Annotated in this window: 16 protein-coding genes; 5 read left to right on the plus strand and 11 right to left on the minus strand. The window is 59.7% G+C overall.

Translation table 11 applies throughout. The features are described 5' to 3' along the window. Positions 1 to 3: 3 nt before the first annotated feature. The 3 genes from WS78_RS19440 to speG all read right to left on the minus strand — a co-directional run bounded on the left by WS78_RS19440 (position 4) and on the right by speG (position 2,145). Positions 4 to 558 carry a YaeQ family protein gene (locus WS78_RS19440; protein ID WP_038754648.1) on the minus strand — a complete coding sequence of 185 codons (555 nt, stop codon included), beginning with the start codon at positions 556 to 558 and terminating at the stop codon, positions 4 to 6. Positions 559 to 750: 192 nt separating this feature from the next. Then, complete coding sequence (sap1, locus tag WS78_RS19445) at positions 751 to 1,098, minus strand: surface attachment protein Sap1 (protein WP_038754645.1); 348 nt, start codon at positions 1,096 to 1,098, stop codon at positions 751 to 753. 486 nt (positions 1,099 to 1,584) lie between these two features. Beyond that, positions 1,585 to 2,145: a spermidine N1-acetyltransferase gene (gene speG, locus WS78_RS19450; protein WP_038754642.1), complete on the minus strand. Its 561-nt coding sequence runs from the start codon at positions 2,143 to 2,145 to the stop codon at positions 1,585 to 1,587. 160 nt (positions 2,146 to 2,305) lie between these two features. Between speG and WS78_RS37160 the strand changes: the two genes are divergently transcribed. Continuing rightward, positions 2,306 to 2,476 (plus strand): hypothetical protein, encoded by a 171-nt coding sequence (locus WS78_RS37160; RefSeq protein WP_162836179.1) that lies wholly within the window; start codon positions 2,306 to 2,308, stop codon positions 2,474 to 2,476. 338 nt (positions 2,477 to 2,814) lie between these two features. On the opposite strand, the gene WS78_RS19460 is transcribed toward WS78_RS37160, so the two are convergent. Together WS78_RS19460 and WS78_RS19465 are read right to left on the minus strand one after the other, a co-directional pair. Next, the gene (locus WS78_RS19460) at positions 2,815 to 2,970 is read right to left on the minus strand and encodes a lipoprotein (RefSeq protein ID WP_038754640.1); all 156 of its coding nucleotides are present in this window, start codon (positions 2,968 to 2,970) and stop codon (positions 2,815 to 2,817) included. Between the two features lie 64 nt (positions 2,971 to 3,034). Next, on the minus strand, positions 3,035 to 4,201 hold the full coding sequence (locus WS78_RS19465) for a DUF4382 domain-containing protein (RefSeq protein WP_059583705.1): 1,167 nt from the start codon (positions 4,199 to 4,201) through the stop codon (positions 3,035 to 3,037). A 556-nt stretch (positions 4,202 to 4,757) separates the two neighbouring features. Between WS78_RS19465 and WS78_RS19470 the strand changes: the two genes are divergently transcribed. The 3 genes from WS78_RS19470 to WS78_RS19480 all read left to right on the plus strand — a co-directional run bounded on the left by WS78_RS19470 (position 4,758) and on the right by WS78_RS19480 (position 9,147). Next, on the plus strand, positions 4,758 to 5,465 hold the full coding sequence (locus WS78_RS19470) for a lysozyme inhibitor LprI family protein (protein ID WP_059583704.1): 708 nt from the start codon (positions 4,758 to 4,760) through the stop codon (positions 5,463 to 5,465). Positions 5,466 to 6,397: 932 nt separating this feature from the next. After that, positions 6,398 to 7,432, plus strand: coding sequence for an SIR2 family protein (locus WS78_RS19475; protein WP_082717311.1), 1,035 nt, complete (start codon positions 6,398 to 6,400; stop codon positions 7,430 to 7,432). An 11-nt stretch (positions 7,433 to 7,443) separates the two neighbouring features. After that, complete coding sequence (locus WS78_RS19480) at positions 7,444 to 9,147, plus strand: ATP-binding protein (RefSeq protein ID WP_197419425.1); 1,704 nt, start codon at positions 7,444 to 7,446, stop codon at positions 9,145 to 9,147. Positions 9,148 to 9,231: 84 nt separating this feature from the next. Here WS78_RS19480 and WS78_RS19485 read toward each other — a convergent pair whose 3' ends face one another. From WS78_RS19485 to WS78_RS37670, 5 genes are all read right to left on the minus strand, one after another. Then, on the minus strand, positions 9,232 to 9,807 hold the full coding sequence (locus WS78_RS19485; RefSeq protein WP_059583702.1) for a recombinase family protein: 576 nt from the start codon (positions 9,805 to 9,807) through the stop codon (positions 9,232 to 9,234). Between the two features lie 821 nt (positions 9,808 to 10,628). Continuing rightward, positions 10,629 to 11,764, minus strand: a protein-coding gene (locus WS78_RS19490; RefSeq protein WP_394335868.1) for an IS3 family transposase whose coding sequence is annotated in 2 segments (ribosomal slippage) — positions 10,629 to 11,509 and positions 11,509 to 11,764 — 1,137 coding nt in all. Because the reading frame shifts where the segments join, the coding sequence is not laid out codon by codon here. Between the two features lie 124 nt (positions 11,765 to 11,888). Next, positions 11,889 to 13,118 (minus strand): tyrosine-type recombinase/integrase, encoded by a 1,230-nt coding sequence (locus WS78_RS19495; RefSeq protein WP_059577777.1) that lies wholly within the window; start codon positions 13,116 to 13,118, stop codon positions 11,889 to 11,891. Between the two features lie 168 nt (positions 13,119 to 13,286). After that, complete coding sequence (gene mnmE, locus WS78_RS19500) at positions 13,287 to 14,690, minus strand: tRNA uridine-5-carboxymethylaminomethyl(34) synthesis GTPase MnmE (RefSeq protein ID WP_038749857.1); 1,404 nt, start codon at positions 14,688 to 14,690, stop codon at positions 13,287 to 13,289. A 280-nt stretch (positions 14,691 to 14,970) separates the two neighbouring features. After that, entirely contained in the window at positions 14,971 to 15,144 is a 174-nt protein-coding gene (locus WS78_RS37670) for a hypothetical protein (RefSeq protein ID WP_226377171.1), read from the minus strand. Between WS78_RS37670 and WS78_RS19505 the strand changes: the two genes are divergently transcribed. Next, positions 15,082 to 15,447 carry a helix-turn-helix domain-containing protein gene (locus WS78_RS19505; protein WP_226377172.1) on the plus strand — a complete coding sequence of 122 codons (366 nt, stop codon included), beginning with the start codon at positions 15,082 to 15,084 and terminating at the stop codon, positions 15,445 to 15,447. The genes WS78_RS37670 and WS78_RS19505 overlap by 63 nt on opposite strands. A 143-nt stretch (positions 15,448 to 15,590) precedes the next feature. On the opposite strand, the gene yidC is transcribed toward WS78_RS19505, so the two are convergent. After that, positions 15,591 to 17,258, minus strand: coding sequence for a membrane protein insertase YidC (gene yidC, locus WS78_RS19510; RefSeq protein WP_059577780.1), 1,668 nt, complete (start codon positions 17,256 to 17,258; stop codon positions 15,591 to 15,593). Between the last annotated feature and the right edge of the window lie 4 nt (positions 17,259 to 17,262).

The raw sequence follows: 17,262 nt of genomic DNA on the forward strand, positions 1-17,262 counted from the left end.
CGCTCAAGCGTCTTCGCGAGCCTTCAGCGTCGTCCACTCGATCGCGACCGGATCGTGCGTCGCGCTCGACAGCCACGCGGCGCCGTCCTGAATCATGCACTGCAAACGCATCGTGCGCTCGGCGAAACCGCCCAACGCCGCCGCGACGCCCTCCGCGAGCGACGTCACCTGCACGTTGCGCAACCGCTCGACCTTGCCGCGCACGCCTTGCCACCAGATGTCGGACGTGCGCCCGCCGTACGCGATGACGTTCACCCGCTCGGCGCGGCCGCTCGCTTTCGCGATGCGGCGCTCATCCGGCTGGCCAACGTCGATCCAGGTCTCGATCGCCCCGGTCAGGTCCTTTTGCCAGAGATCGGGCTCGTCGATATCCGACAGCCCCTTGCAGAACTCGAGCCGCTCATGCGCGAACAGCGCGAACGCGGCGATGCGCACCATCATCCGCTCGTCCGTTTCGGACGGGTGACGGGCGACGGTGAGCGAATGATCGGCATAATAGTGCCGGTCCATGTCGGCGATTTGCAGCTCCGCCTTGTAGATCGTCGATTTGAGCGCCATTCGGCATCGGGGCCCGCACGGGCCGTTGATTCGGGTCGGGGCGTGATGATACCGAATGCGCGATGCTCGCGCGACCGCTCGCACGCGTCGCCGCCGACGGCGGCCGTAAACGCGCAACGGCCCGACATGCACCGGGCCGTACGAACTCGGCGCGCTCGGCCCGTGCCGAACGCGCCGCCGAAAGCGAACGCGTTACTGCTTGATGAAGCGCGCGTCGGTCCAGAGGCCTTGCTGGTCGCTGTTCTCGGCGCTCACGAACTGCACGTCGCCCTCGTCGACGCTCACGACCCGGAAGCGCTGTCCCTCCGGCACCGACAGGCAGCGATAGTCGTCGAAATACTGCTGCCTCGCCTGAGACTGGCCGTCGCGCTCGTGGCTCAGTACGGAATCCAGATTGTCTTTCGACAGGCATCCCCAAGCGTTCTTCGTCAGCTGGATTTCCTGCTGCGGCTTGAGCGGCGCATCGCCATTGGCCTGCGCCACCGAAAATGCAACGATGCCGCTCGTCAGTGCCAGTAAAAGACCGGTTCGCTTCATCATGTCGTGTCTCCCAATCGCTCGGGTCATGAGCTCGGGTTAGGTATGTATTTAAAGGCTTGCGTCGACCCGCGTCTTCTCATGCTAGGAAAAGCGAAGGCGATCGCAAGCACATTCGTTGTGCGACCGCAATAGCGACGGATTGCCGCACCCGCTCCGCAGCCCTGTTCGCGCAGCCTGCCGCTGCGCTCCGCCACGGCGCAAATCCGTATTCCCGATTTTTCGGATGCCCAAAAGTCTTGCGCTGCAAGCCTTCCGGTCGCACGGGTTTTCTCACGATGAACGAGTTGGATAATTCAAAAGGCGCCGCTTATCGATTTGATGCGCCGCACATAAATTCGTCAAGAAATTTCGCACCGCCACATGAGAATCTTCTGATCAGCGAAATTCAAAAAAAATGCCAGGTGCGTTCGCACCCGGCATCCGTTCCGTCGCCAGCCTTCAAGCGCCCCGGCTGGCGCGGCGCGCCGCCGTACACGCCGGCCGGCTTTATTCGCCCCCGTGTAATTCCGCACCCTGTTGGGTCTCGAAATAATCGCGCTGGAAAATGCACATTCTCAATGCGTTGTGATATTGGCCGTTGCCGAAAAACTCTTCGATCAATTCGGCTTCGTGCTTGAAACCACATTTCTCGTAAACCCGAATCGCCGCGGCATTCGATTTGTCGACGATCAAATACAGCTTGCGCAGGTTCAGCACCTTGAACGCATATTCGACGGCGAGCCGGGTCGCGCGCGTCGCGTAGCCGCGGCCCTGACGGTTCGGCGCGATGATGATCTGGAACTCGCCGCGGCGATGAATGTAGTCGAGCTCGATCAGTTCGACGAGACCGACAAGTTCGTCATCCGAATCGAACGCGACGAAGCGGCGCTCGCGCTGGTCATGCACGTGCTGGTCGTACAGTTGCGACAGCTCGGTGAACGTTTCGTACGGCTCTTCGAACCAGTAACGCATGATCTTCGCGTCGTTGTTCAGTTCGTGCACGAAACGCAGGTCCTGACGCTCGAGCGGCCTCAGTGCGAGCGTGTGTTGTTCGTTCTGGATTTGCATGTTGATTGTCCTTGAGTCATTCGAGGGGCGGCGTGGGGGCGGCATGGACACCCGTACAAGCGCGGAGTGCGTCGAAGAAAGCATCGACGGAAAATGACTGTGGGCTTTGGTACAGAGTCTAAAATTAAGCGAGGGTTCCCGCCCCGCGATGGAGACTATCGTGATCGAGCAAGTGATACTGGGCGTTTTTCTCGTACTCCCGCTTCTCATCGTCGCGGTGCTGTATTCGGACGAACTCTGGCAGGAACATCGCCTGCAGCATCCGCGCGACGAGCACGCACCGCATGTCGATTGGCGCCACCCGTGGCGGCTCCTGCGGCGAGGGCACTGACGGCGTCGAGACGTCCGCGCACCAGCCGCGCGCGGATTGGCCGCATACGAGGACATCCGCCGCGCCGCCGCTCGGCGAAAGCGGCAAGTACGCGCCGCATCGGCGCTCCTGCCACGCACGCGTGATTCGTTCGACGCGCCATTCCCGTCGCACGTCAGGCCGCGAGCTTGCCGCCGAGGCGCTGCGCGCCGTGCGTCACGTGCCGCGCTTCGCTTCACGCGCGCATCGAAACACGCCGATCCGAGTCGAACCGCCGCACATCCCGCCAATCCTCGATACCCCGCGTTCGGACACGAAAAAGGCGCCCGAAGGCGCCTTGGTACACGTGCTCGCGAGACTCAGCAATTTCCCTTCTTCGCTTGTCCCGGCGGGCAGAAGCCATTGCCCGGGCCGCCTTGCGGCGCCATGATGACGCCCGGCTGATCCGGCACGTAGACTGCGCAGCCGCTCAGGACACCTGTGGAAACCGCCAGCGCGATGATGATTTTCTTCATGTTGTTTCCCCGTTTGTGATGAAGGCGGAAGGAGCAGCGCCCCTTCCGTTCGTATTGCCGACGATTAGAACCCGAAATTGACGTTCGCGACCGAGCCTGCGGCGATGTTCGCCGGCTGCTGCTGCGTCGCGCCGTTCGCCGCATCGGCTTCGATCGTGTACTGGCCGGCAGCGCTCAGCGCCGCGCTCATCGCGACGGGCAGCGAACCCGAATACGTGCCGACGATCGGCGCCGCGGTCGGCAGCGTCAGCGCGTAGGCGCCCGTGTCGAGATTCGCGTTCGTCGATGCAACCTCGTACGGCAGCGAGTTCACCATCTGCAGCGCACGGAGGATCGCGTCGGCGCTCGCCGTGACCGTGCCGCTCACGACGTTCATCGTCGATGCGGGCAGGGTGATCGGCACGGATGAAGTCGACACCGACGTCGTCGTGTTCACGACGACGGGCACCGAACGAACGATCCCGGTCGCCACGTTGTTCTGCGCGATCACGATGTCGTAGTTGCCGTTCGTCGAGCTCTGCACGAGCGGCGTCAGCACGAAGTGGCCGCTGCTGTCGGCGATGGTGCCCCTGACGACCTGGCCGTTCTGCTCGGCGTAGACCGTCGCCCCGGCTTCGTTCGGCGCGACATAGCCGTCGATCGCGCCGCTGACGACGGTCGGCGTGGCGGTCACGACTGGCTTGAGCGCATACGCGCCGTTGCCGCGCTGGACGATCGACTTGCACGCGTTGAAGTCGAGAACGAGATCGACGAGCGTGTTCGGTTGAACCGTAAACGGCGTGATGATCTTGTAGCCGCTTTGCGTCGCGCTCGGCGTGGCGAGCGGCTGCTCGGTGCCGCCCGTCGGCACGACCGAGTTCGCGAGCGTATTGCCCTGGCTCTGCGCGAGCACGAGCCGCACTTGCTGGTACTGGCCGGCCGGCAGCGCGCTTTGGCCGAGGTCGGCGAGCACGCCGTTGGTCAGCGACAGAAGGTCGACCTTCTGCGGCGTCGCGAGCGCGACGTCGGTCCAGCCGGAATCGTTGTCGCCCGCTTGCGCGCTCATGTTGACGCGCACCTTCGAGACAGTCACGTAGACGTGATCGAAGCCGCACGACGGCGCGTCGGTCATCGCGACATGCAGCGTGCCGGTTTGCGCGCTGCTGCTGCCGCCGCCGTCGCCACCACCGCAGCCGGCGAGCGAGATCGACGCCGCGGCCGTCAGGCCGAGAATCTTCCAGATTGTTTTCATGACACCCCCCCCAACCATTGTCTTGGTGTGCGAAGGATACGTAGCGGATGAGTGTTCGTCTTTTACCCTTTTGCAACCAGCCGTAACTTTTGCATCTTGTGTTTCAGAGCGGCTCGGAAAAGCTTGTCAGTATGACGAGAAGGACGGAGTTAGGAGAAACGCCGAGGCAAGTTTGGCGGTGTTTGACGATGTCGAACCGGCTGCCGAGGAATGTGAAAGATTGTTAATTGTTGAGTGAGTTTCATTTCGGCCGGCCACGTCTCGAGTGCGTATTTTCCTCGCTGCCGGCGCCGGGCGTAGCACTAAAATCAAAAGGCAATCACGTTGTCGGCGGCACGAGAACCAACACAATACGACGGGGTGAGCCATGAGAACTTCGGTGCTGTCGTGCCTATTGGCGGCGACGCTTGGCGCTTGCAACCACTCGAGCAAGCAGGAAACGCCCACTGCTTCGGCGAGCCCGCAACAGCCGGCGTCCGCGAGCAGTTCCAACAACGCGCCGCCCCCGCCTCCCGCGCCGATCGCTGCGCCCGCGCCGCCTTCTCACCAATACGCAATGGAGCAAGACGGTACGTATGGCTACGAGCCGGCCTTGAGCGAGGACGACGTTCGCAGCGGCAGAGCAACGAAGCCTCTCGTCATGATGCGTTATGTCGGATTTCGAGACGGAACGTACGTGTTGCTGATGCTTGATCCGGATAACGAAACTTATGCGACGCGCGTGACATGCCAGGCGCCGTGCAATTTTGCGAAAGTGCAGAGCATGTCCGCCGCGACGGTTCTCAAAACCGATACCATTCGCGTTGTACCGAATTCGCTGATAGGCGCCATGCTGGAAGACGCGCTATCGGGCCAACTGAAACCGTATGGCCAGTCGTCGCCATCGATGCCGCAACCCGTTTCCGTTCCGCCCGCCAATACCGCGGCGACGACTTCGGCGCAATCGACGACGCAAGCTTCGCAGACGGAATCAATTGCGCAGCAAACGAGTTTCGATTGCTCGAAAGCCAACTCGATTCCCGAATACCTGATCTGCCATGATCCGGAACTTGCCGCTTCGGATCGAGAGCTCGCTGATATCTACCGACAAGCGAAAGAAGCGGTTCCTGACAAGGCCGCATTCGCCGAACGCACGCGAAGGCAATGGAACTATCGTCAAAAAAATTGCCGAGACAAGCCATGTCTCGTTTCGTGGTACGTGTATCAAAAGGAGGTTTTGACGAAAATCGCTCAGACCGGTGACGTGAACGCGCAGTCGCAGTGAGCACCGGCTTCGACGATGCCGGGTCACGCGCGGAAAGCGATGCGCGAGATCAATCGGCCGAGCCTTCGGACATGGCGCAGTGGAAACCCGTGTTAGGCAACTGGGCTGGCGGTTCGATCTTGCGTTGATGGTGTCGTGCGATCTCAATACAGAACCTAGCAATGCTCCAAAAATGCCCATGACATAAAGGATCAGCGGCCTGTCGCCCTTACCTTGTGTACTAACTTGTGTACTAAAACCACAAAGTCATCGCAGTTATCCACCGGCAAACATGGGCTGCCGAAGTTGGCAAACGTCACGCGGGACGCTGCTCAGAAATGACCGCCCTCGCAGGGTACGCGCCCCGCAGCGGTGCCCCGACAGAATTCATATCGCTTGGCTGTATCTGCTATTCCAGCATGGGTGTTCCGTAGATACCAACAAAAATACCAACAGGCGTATCGGCGTAGGCTCGATCAGGGAAGGGAGGCGCTGTGCGTAACCTTGTCGTGCCGCCGGAAGCAAAAATATCTGGAGATTTGGAGACAAACACTCGTTTCGGCTTGTGAGCCTTGTCTGGCATAGAGGCGACTATCTCCAAGTGTATCTCCAAAACACCCAATTTCTTGGAGACAAAGTTGGAGACAGGCGGCCTCGTCTCAAGCGTTCGGGCGGGTGCTTTGCAAGCAATGTCTACCGTCTGGAACGGTGCGCGCAAAAGACTCCCCCGCGCCGCTGCACGGTCGCTGCGTCAATGTGAATCGGGTTGGCAAACTAACTTTGCAATTTGCCAAGGCAGGGCATATTGTTTGCTGGAAGTGCAAGAATAAGCATGCTGTGGCATGCGCGGTATTCATTCCAGTGTTTGGTGGACATGTGAACTGCCGGCGTGGTGCGAAGCGTTCCTTGCGGCCTTAGGTTGCACTGCAACTCCACTGCGAGCGGAGTGACACATGGTTCTGGGTATTGACGACCTCTTGCCAAGCTTGGCTCAGTCGCTGGAGGGAATTGGCTTTCTATTCGGGGCTGGCGCGTCTCGGGAAGCCGGTTATCCGATGATGGCGCAGTTGACGCGTAACGTCGTCGGGTGTCTTTCGAGCGCAGAGAGAGTCGCACTTGATACCGTGTTGAGCACGGCCGGACGAGTTTACGATGACGCAAGTGCAACGCCGAATATTGAAGAGTTGGCCGATTTTACAATTGCGCACGCATTGAATTCAGGTGAGGCGACGTATCAGGCATTAGAGGAGCGATTTAGAGAATTAATCGTAAGTAGTTTGCTTGGTGTTGTCGACCCTGTTTTGGATTGCCACATCAAGTTCTTTGAAAATCTACAGCGTCGGACATTTGGGCTACCTTGTACCGTTTGGGTTTTCACAACCAATTACGATTTGTTGCTTGAGACGGCGGCTGCGATTGCTGGTGTTACGTTGGAAAACGGTTTCAGCGGCGCAACGACTAGGTTCTTCGATGTGGGGCAGTTCAATCAAGTCAGAGGGACGATTGACGGAATTCGTTTCGCACCCCAGCCGCGACTTGTGGTGAAGTTAATAAAGCTTCACGGCTCCTTGTCATGGATTGCGAAGGGCGCGCAGATTCTGGAACAACATCCTGGATCATTGGGCGCAACAACTCCAAGAACGATCGTATTGCCACGCCGTCGAAAAGTCATGGATACGCTCGCGCATCCGTATGATCTGTTATTTTCGCAAGTGAGCCGCGTTCTGGGTACGGAGTGCAGGTATCTGATTAGTTGCGGCTTTAGTTTCGGGGATGAACATATCAACCAAACCTTGCTACTCCCAGCGTTGCGCGCCGGGAAATGTCGGTTGACTGCATTGTGCGACATTGAGCCTGTCGGCCTGTCTTCATTTAAATCGTTGCCGTCAGTTTCAGCGGCTTTTTCGACATCATCATGGAAGGCTGGCTCAGTGTCAGACAATAAAACTGAGTTATGGAAGTTCAGTGCCTTTGCGGCCGCCTTTTGAAGGGGTGCACGATGGACTATCAGATTGGAAGAGTCTGCGCTGTTTCCGGGGACGAAATTATTGTTTCGGTTATGGAGTTTCGTAGTAGCGCTGACGGGGAGAGCGGCGTGCCTGACAGTATGACCGTGCATCTATCTACTAGCATGGGGCCTGCACCGATACTAATTGGACAGCCGGGTACGTTTGTTGTGGTTGCGCTACCTTCGGCCCGCCTTCTCTGCATGGTAACAGGCGTCTCTATGAAGGAGGGCCGAGTATCTGCCGCTGAGGTGAAAGACGCAGTAGTTGGCGGCACTCTCCTGGTCGACTCATCGTCGCGATTGCTGACAACCGTGCCTGTCGGCACGATCAACTCAGCGGGCAAATTCGAGAGAGGTTCAGACGTACTGCCTACCGTTAATGCCCCCGCATTTGCCACACCGCCCAGCCTACTTGATTCGATTTTTACTAGCTATGCGGAAGGTGATTTTGCTTTGGGACGACTATCATTGCTGCCGGAGCAAGAGGCCAAGATCAACTTGGACGCATTTCTGTCGCGGCATGCCGCTATTCTCGGGCAGACTGGTGGAGGCAAGTCATGGACGGTTGCGTCGTTGTTACAGAAGCTTTGCAGTTTCAAACAAGCAACCGCAGTGCTATTCGATTTGCACGGAGAGTATGCAGATGCATTCAACGAGGATGCTGACGTCATATCGGCAAGCGACCTAGAGCTTCCGTACTGGCTGATGAACTCGGAAGAGCTGTTGGGTTTAATGGTCGACAGAAGTGAATCGGCTGCGCCAAACCAGATCGCGAAATTCAAAGAATTGCTTCAGGCTGCAAAGGAGAATCACCCCGAAAATCAGGGGTTGGGAATTAAAAAGATAACCATCGACACTCCCGTTTTTTTTGATTTCTCTGAAATACTGGAGCGTTTCCGTAAGCTGGACACGGAAATGGTGGCTGGCAGTTCAAAAGAAAAGCAGGGGCCGTTGTTCGGTCAATTTACAAGGTTGTTGATGCGTATTGATTCGCGCCTGAATGATCGGCGATATGATTTAATTTTCAAGCCGGTGAAATATAAAAGCAGCGCGTCAATGGAGGATTTATTTAGGCGCCTTCTGGGCGAGAGGGTTGGTGAAAGAAAGAAGGTTGTCGTGATTGATCTTAGTCCGGTGCCATTTGATGTTCGCGCATCCGTTATATCTTTGATATTGCGCTGTTTATTCGACTTTGCATACTGGTTTCGTCGTGTTAACAAAGCGAGACACCCTATAGCAATCTTTGCGGATGAGGCGCACATCTACTTGAATGAGCGGGAGAGTACTTCAGAAGCCGCACGTCACGCGGCGGAGCGGATTGCAAAGGAGGGGAGAAAGTATGGCGTTAGCCTGACGGTCATCAGTCAACGGCCCAGAGAGGTCTCGTCCACGATCCTGTCGCAATGTAATAGCTTTCTATGCCTCAGAATCTCGAATCCGGATGATCAATCTTACGTCAGGAATCTACTGCCAGATTCCGTGCGTGGGATATCAAGCATGTTTTCGACGTTGAGACGTGGCGAGTGCATCTTGCTAGGGGATTCCGTCCTTATGCCAACTCGGATACGTATTGATGAACCGGCGCCGAAACCTGAAAGTGACGATGCATCGTTTTACAAGCATTGGACCTCGGACCCGCTGGATCTCGACCTAGCCAAAGTTCTTCACGCATGGCGCTCTCAAGATGTTACCTGAAGGCATCGATTCAGGTACTCGAAAGACGGTATTCGATCGGCCGTCATGTCCGGTTTGTAGGGCTCAGTGATGCACTGCAAGGCGCTATGTAGCAGAGCGTATTCGCATGATCGTCTGGCGACTGGTGTCATACAGCTTCGCGACACCGGCGACCGTCGCACCTTCGCTCAATAGCTTTCGCACTTCCTCTTGCTGCGGCTTCGTCAGCGCAGACGGGCGGCCCATCGCCTTCCCTTCTGCCTTTGCTCGCGCGATACCGGCCTGCGTCCGCTCGATCAACAAGTCGCGTTCAAACTCGGCAACGGCGTTTAATACCTGCATCGTCATACGGCCGGCTGCACTTGTCAGGTCAACTCCGCCGAGTGCAAGGCAATGAATCCGAATGCCGCGATCTGCCAGCGCTTCGACGGTTGCACGCACGTCCATCGCGTTCCGGCCGAGTCGGTCGAGCTTCGTCACGATCAATACGTCGCCTTCTTCCATCTTGAGAAGCAGCTGTGCAAATCCCGGCCGCTGGTCCGCGCTGACGCTCCCGGAAATGCTTTCGGTAACGATCCGGCGCTTGTCGATAGAAAAGCCGGCCGCCTCGATTTCGCGGAGTTGGTTGGCTGCCGTCTGATCGGTTGTGCTGACGCGGGCGTATGCGAAGGTCCGAGACATGCTGCACACTCAATGTGTTCGAAAGGGATGTACGAATCATACCCCGTGTCCAAAATTAGTAAAGCCTTATTTTCGGACATCGCTGTGCCCCATGTTCGAAAGGGAACGGTTTCGGACGCTGTGAATCCTGAGCAGCCGATTTGGATTGCCGAAATTTTGAAGTTGGTGAACGGCGCTTCATTTTGCGCAGGCTCATGTCCCTCCCACTTATGCAAAGGGTCGGCACATTACATAATGTGGCTAGAGGGGGTGACGCTACCCCGTCGAGTACATCATCCGCAAGTTGGCGGTCGATAAGCGGAACTGGCGTCGACAGCCCGGTTTCCCGATGCAGTTACGCCATGAACAACGATGTGTTCCAGAGTTCGAGTGGCGCTGCGCGTGCGGTAGAGTGCGGAAGCGATGTTGCGACAGGGCGGCTGAGACAGCAGTCAACATGGGACGCACCGGTGTGCAGTCACGGCCTGACTCAACGCGACAACCCGCCCCTCAATCATTCCACGACGTACGCTAATTTTCTCTTGTACGTTTTTTGAGGACGCAACTAAAAAACATACAACAATGCGTCTGCTCTGCTGACCACAATCGCGAAAGTGCTTTCAGTCTGTTTGTACGCTATTTTTAATATGTACGCTTTTGGCGTACACTGAGAGTTACCGTACAAGGAAATTCTTCGATGGCTTCCCCTGATCGCCTTACCGCTACCGAGCAGCAAGCGCTAACACTAGCTTGCGAAGCATTTTCTGACGCGACGCACCACAGAGGTGGCCTCACTCGTTCGGACAGTTTTCTGAGATTTTTAAGTGGAACGTCCGAGGCAATCATGCTGCCGATTTGATCGCAGGCAGCGTCGCGAAGTATGCCTCATCCGGCGTCCGATCCGCCAGGCTCGAATGGGGCCGTTTTCGGTTGTACAGCTCGATGTAGTCGCCGATGGAGCGCCGGGCATGGCTGACCGACTCGTAAGCTCGCAGGTAAACCTCTTCGTACTTGACGCTGCGCCACACGCGTTCGACGAACACGTTGTCGCGCCAGGCCCCTTTACCGTCCATCGACAGCCGCACGCCTCGACCCAGTACGGCCTCGGTGAACGCGCCCGCCGTGAACTGGCTGCCCTGATCGGTGTTCACAATGTCCGGCAGCCCGTAGCGCGCGAACGCTTCCTCGAGCGCCTCGACGGCGTGCACTGCTTCCAGCGTGATCGCCACCCGGTGCGAGAGCACCTTGCGACTTGACCAATCCACTACTGCCGTCAGGTACACGAAGCCTCGCGCCATCGGAATGTATGTCGTGTCCAGTGCCCACGCCTGATTGGCCCGGGCGATTTTCATGCCGCGCAGCAGGTACGGCCAGATCTTGTGCTGCGCATTGCGTCGGCTCGTGTTCGGCTTGCAGTACAGCGCTTCCACGCCCATGCGTTTCATCAGCGTGCGCACGCGGCGGCGGCCGACCTCATAGCCTTCCCGGCGCAACAGACGCGCCAGCATCCGCGCTCCGGCAAACGGAAACTCCATGTGCAGTTCGTCGATCCGCCGCATCAGCAACTGGTCCGCCTCGCTCACTGGCTGCGCCCGGTAATACGCGCTCGATCTCGCGATGCCAACCAGTCGCGTCTGTCGCGAAACCGGCAGCGCATGCGTACGGTCAATCATCGCTTTGCGCTCAGCAGTCCGGCTTTGCCGAGCGCTCCTGACAAAAAATCGTTCTCCAGCGTCAACTGTCCGATTTTCGCGTGCAGCGTTTTCACGTCCACCGGCGGCTCGTTCGACGGTGGAGCGGCCGCGCCGAACACATCCGCCGCACGCTCCTGCAGTTGCCGCTTCCACTCCGTGATCTGGTTCGGGTGCACATCGAACTGCTGCGCCAGTTCGGCCAGCGTGCGCTCGCCCTTGACCGCCGCCAGGGCCACTTTCGCTTTGAACGCCGCTGAGTGCGTCCGTCGGGTTCTCTTCGTCATCTTTCCGGTTCCTTTGCCTGCATTATCGCTGGCTCAGGCCCCGGGCATTCCACTTACCCGACTGTCCGAATTTGCGCGGCCACCTCTAGTCGAACAGGTTCACTTTTTGTACGAGTGACAAAGCTCAGACTGCAGAGCCGAATTTGCCGATAACCACCTTGCGCCCTTCATCGATCTGCGCGTCAACGAAATCGGCCCACAGCGCCAAGATCCGGCGGCGTTCGTCGGCATACTCAGCGCGGTTGTACACGCCCTTGATACCTTTGATCGAGTGCGCAAGCGCCTTCTCGATCGCGTCGGACGGCTGGCCCATCTCGTGCAGGTGCGTCGAGGCGGTACGGCGGAAGTCGTGCAAGACGAAGTGCTGAACCTCCATGTCGAGCGCCCTGACAGCCTGATTCAGCGTGCTCTTCGCAATCGGCCGGTCGGCCCCGCGCGACGACGGGAACACGTACTGGTGACTGATCCGGCTGTCGTGCAGTTCGCGCAGCATCGCCACGGCCTGCGGAGCGAGGTAAACCCAGTGCTCGCGATCCTTTTTCATCCGCTCGGCGGGGATGCGCCAAATGCTCGCGTCGAGGTCGAACTCGTCCCAACGCGCTTCGATTAGCTCCGACTTGCGAACCATTGTCAGCACCAGAAGGTGAATCGCGAGCTTCAGCGGCCGGCGAATGCTGGACGCATAGACGGCGCGCAGCACATGCCCGATCTCATCGGGCGACAGCACGCGGTCGCGACTGTCCTGCGTGGCGACAAAGCGCGCGACAATGGCCTGCGCCGGATTGGTCGTGACAAGCTGGCGCGCGATCGCGTACTCGTACATTCGCTTGAGGACGTTCCGTGTGGAGAGCGCCATTTTCGGAGCGCCGCGCTTCTTGATTCGATCGCAGATCGCGAGCACATCGCCGGGCGTCACATCTGAAACGGACTTGCCGCCGATGGCCGGATAGATGTCCTTCTCAAGCGCCCGATTTGTCGTCCGCAGGTATTCCTCGGACTTGTCGGCCATCTGCTGCTCGATCCAATACCCGCCGAACTCTCGCACCGTGTCGAGGCTCTTCACCGCGCCTCGGTCCTTTCGAGCATCTGCGACCGGCGACACGCCGCCCGCCACAATCTCCGCGTAACGCCGCGCCCGCTCCCGCGCGATGGTCAAGCTCAGTGCCGGATACTCGCCGATCGTGACCACCGGCTGTTGCTTGCCGTGCAGGGAATACCGGTAGCGCCAGAACTTCGAGCCGGACGTCATCACTTCGAGCACCAGACCGCCGCCGTCCGACACAGTGTAGCGGGCCACCTTCGGCTTGAGAGTCTTGATGCGCGTGTCGTTCAGGGGAATCGAGATTTTAGGCATGACGTTAGTACACATCTGAAAGTACACAGCGAATTTGTGTACTGAAATGTGTACTAATAAAGCGTGGCTGTCAATTGCGAAGGCTTGGCGAACTTTGGAGACAGAGCCAATCCAGACAATGGATTTCGGCGTTTTTCTTGCGAACCTTTGCCGTCGATTGGCGACTGGTTATTTGCCAATACAAAACCGACTAAAAATCACCCCCAACAAATCATCAGACGTAAACTCCCCGGTGATCGAATTGAGCCGCTCCTGCGCGAGCCTCAATTCCTCGGCAAAGAGATCCAGTGCCTGAGCATTCTGATCCGCGTGCCCGGCCGCATGCGCGAGATGCGCCTGCGCCGCGCGCAGCGCAATCAGATGCCGCTCCCGCGCGAGATACACGCTTTCCGCGCCCGCCTGCCAGCCCGCGATGCGCAGCAGCTCGCCGCGCAGCAAACCGATACCTTCGCCGCGCTTCGCCGACAACCGCACTTCGCACACCTCGGCGCCGTCCGCGCCGCCGCCCGCTCGCACGACCGACGCCGGCGCGTCCGTCAGATCCGTCTTGTTCAGCACCCGCACGACCGGCACGCCAAGCGGGAAACGCGCGGCGATCGCCGCGTCGTCGGCGCCGAGCCCGCTGCGCGCATCGAGCAGATGCAGCACGACGTCCGCCCGCTCGATCTCGCCCCACGTGCGCGCGATGCCGATCTTCTCGACCTCGTCCTCCGTCTCGCGTAGCCCCGCCGTATCGATGATATGCAGCGGAATGCCTTCGACCTGAATCGTCTGCGCAACCTTGTCGCGCGTCGTGCCGGCTATCGGCGTGACGATCGCGAGCTCCGCGCCCGCGAGCGCGTTCAACAGCGACGACTTGCCGACATTCGGCTGCCCCGCGAGCACGACCGAGAGCCCCTCGCGCAACAGCGCCCCCTGCCGAGCGTCGCCGAGCACATGCGCGAGCCGCTCGCGAATGCGCGCGAGCTTGCCGCGCGCATCCGCCGCCTCGAGAAAATCGATTTCCTCTTCCGGAAAGTCGAGCGTCGCCTCGACGAGCATCCGCAGCGCGATCACGTCGTCCACGAGCGCGTGGATGTCGCGCGAGAACGCGCCGTCGAGCGAGCGGCCGGCCGAGCGCGCGGCGGCTTCGGTACTCGCCTCGATCAGGTCGGCGACGGCCTCGGCCTGCGCGAGGTCGAGCTTGTCGTTCAGGAACGCGCGGCGCGTGAATTCGCCGGGCTCCGCGAGCCGCAAGCCGTGCGCGCGCCCCGCGTCGAGGCAGCGCTGCAGCACGAGCTGCAGCACGATCGGCCCGCCGTGGCCTTGCAGCTCGATCACGTGCTCGCCGGTGTATGAATGCGGCGCCGGGAAATAGAGCGCGATGCCGCGATCGAGCGGCTCGCCCGCGCCGTCCAGAAACGGCACGTAGCTCGCATGTCTCGGCGCGAGCCGCGCGCCGCACAGCGCGTCGCTCAACGCGAGCGCCGCGGCTTGCCCGGCGCGTCCGAGCGAGATGCGCACGACACCGATCCCGCCTCGGCCGGACGCGGTGGCAATGGCGACGATCGGATCGGAATCAGTGGCGAGCATGGCGAAAATTCTGAAATAAATGGAATGGGAATAAAAAAAACCGCAGATATCCTTGAATGCCGAATTGTAGCCCGGCCGCGCAATAGTATTGCGCAGACAACGTTCCACCCCGCCATTTTCCGCAATTTTCTGTTTATCTTAGTTGCGCTAACCAATTGATACGACGAATTACGGGCGCCATTCCGACCAAACGACCTCAACCACCGATCAGCAAGCATGAGCGCAACCGCGCCCGATCGCAACCTCTGGCATCCACCAGTTAAACAGTCACTCAGTTGGGCTAATCATAACCTGAATGGTTGTCTCCTTGGCAGCGGTCGAACTGCACAATCTGGCCATGCCGACACTCGAAGAAAAAGCGGCGTTCACCGAACGTCTCAAATTCGCCTTGTTGCGCAGCCCAGAAAAAGTGACCGGCGCGACGGAACTCGCTTTGCATTTCAATTTGCGTCATCACGGCGAGCATCCGGTTTCTCCGCAAACCGCGCACAAATGGCTGACGGGCCGCACAATCCCGACACCGGACAAGCTTCGCACGCTTGCCGAATGGCTGCGGGTCGACTTGCATTGGCTGCACTATGGCCCGCCGCCGAGCGCGGCGCGCACGACGCCGCAGCCGCTGCCGCGCGACGAAAAGTATCCGCCGACGCCGGAGACGATCGAGCTCGCGTCGAAGATCGAATCGCTGTCGCCGCATCACCGCTATCTGGTGCAGGAACTGATCGAGCAGTTCTACGGCGATACGTCGAAGCGCTGACCGCGCGGCGCCCGCATCAATGAAAAAGCCGCCTGCTTGATCAGGCGGCTTTTTCGTATCTTCAGCCGAAACGACATCCGGCATTCGAGGCGGCTCGAAAAAAAGGGCGAACTGCGTCGCCCCTTTTTTCGGCAAGCCGAGCGTCAACTCGCCTTTTTCTTCGCGGCGGCGCCGCCGAGCGTGCGCGTGATGTAGTACTGCTGCGCGATCGACAGCACGTTGTTCACCACGTAGTACAGCACCAGGCCGGCCGGGAAGAAGAAGAACATCACCGAGAACGCGATCGGCATGAACATCATCATCTTCGCCTGGACCGGGTCCGGCGGGGTCGGGTTCAGCTTCGTCTGCACGAACATCGACACGGCCATCAGCACCGGCAGGATGAAGTACGGATCGCGCTGCGACAGGTCATGAATCCACAGAATCCACGGCGCGCCGCGCATTTCCACGGACGCAAGCAGCACCCAGTACAGCGAGATGAACACTGGAATCTGGATCACCACCGGCAGGCAGCCGCCGAACGGGTTCACCTTCTCGGTCTTGTAGAGCTCCATCAGCGCCGCATTCATCTTCTGCGGGTCGCTCTTGAAGCGCTCGCGCAGCGCCTGCATCCGCGGCGTGATTTCCTTCATCCGCGCCATCGACTTGTAGCTCGCCGCCGACAGCGGGAAGAACACCGCCTTGATGAGCAGCGTGAGCAGAACGATCGCCCAGCCCCAGTTGCCTACGAAGCCGTGAATCTTCTCGAGCAGCCAGAAGAGCGGCTTCGCGATGATCGTCACCCAGCCGTAGTCCTTCACGAGCTCGAGGCCGGGCGCGATGCCCTCGAGCATGCGCTCTTCCTCCGGACCGGCGAACAGGCGCGCGGAGACGTCTGCCGACTGGCCCGGCGCGATCGTCGCGACCGGCTGCTTCACGCCGACGCGGTACAGCGTCGGATCGATCTTCTCGACGTAGATGTCGCGCTTCGCGCCTTGCTGCGGAATCCACGCGGACGCGAAGTAGTGCTGAACCATCGCGATCCAGCCGTTGTCGGCGGACGTGACGTAATCGGCCTTGTTCTTGTCGATGTCGCCGAACGTGATCTTCTGGAAGTGCTTCTGATCCGAGTACACCGCCGGCCCGAGGAACGTGTGCGAGAACATCGGGGTCTCGACCGACGTGTTGTCGCGCACGAGCTCCATGTACACGCTGGGCGTGACGGGCGCGGTGCCGACGTTCTCGATCTTCGTGTCGACGCCGATCACGTAGCTGCCGCGCGTGAACGTGTACGTCTTCACGACCTTCACGCCGCCCTTGACGGGCGACTCGAACGACAGCTTCAACGTGTTCTGGTCGGCCGCGAGCGACGTGGGGCCGGCGACCTGCGCGAACACGTCGTTGTGGTTCGGGAAATCGCCGCCGAGCAGGCCCGAGCGCGCGAGGTACGTGTGGTTCGCCGCGTGGTCGAACAGCGTCACCGACAGGTCGGGCTGCTTGCCGGCGCCCGCCTTCGTCAGCGTCAGCTTCGCGAGCGTGCCGCCGCGCGTGTCGATCTCGCCGTTGTAGACGTCGGTCGAGAAGCGCACGAGCTGCGCCTGCGCCGCGGGCGCGGTGGTCGCGGGAGCCGCGCCCGTCGCGGCCGCCGGCAGCGCGTTCGCCGCCGCCGCGCTTGCGCCCGACGCGCCGTTAGCCGCGTTCGACGCGGTGTTCGTCTGCGTGACGTTCGGGAAGAACATCGACGGGCGTCCGTGGGACCGTTGCCAGTTGTCGAACAGCATGACCGCTGACATGAAGAAGATCACCCATAGGACGGTGCGTTTGATATCCATGCGT

It is taken from the genome of Burkholderia savannae, assembly GCF_001524445.2.
Taxonomy (GTDB): domain Bacteria; phylum Pseudomonadota; class Gammaproteobacteria; order Burkholderiales; family Burkholderiaceae; genus Burkholderia; species Burkholderia savannae.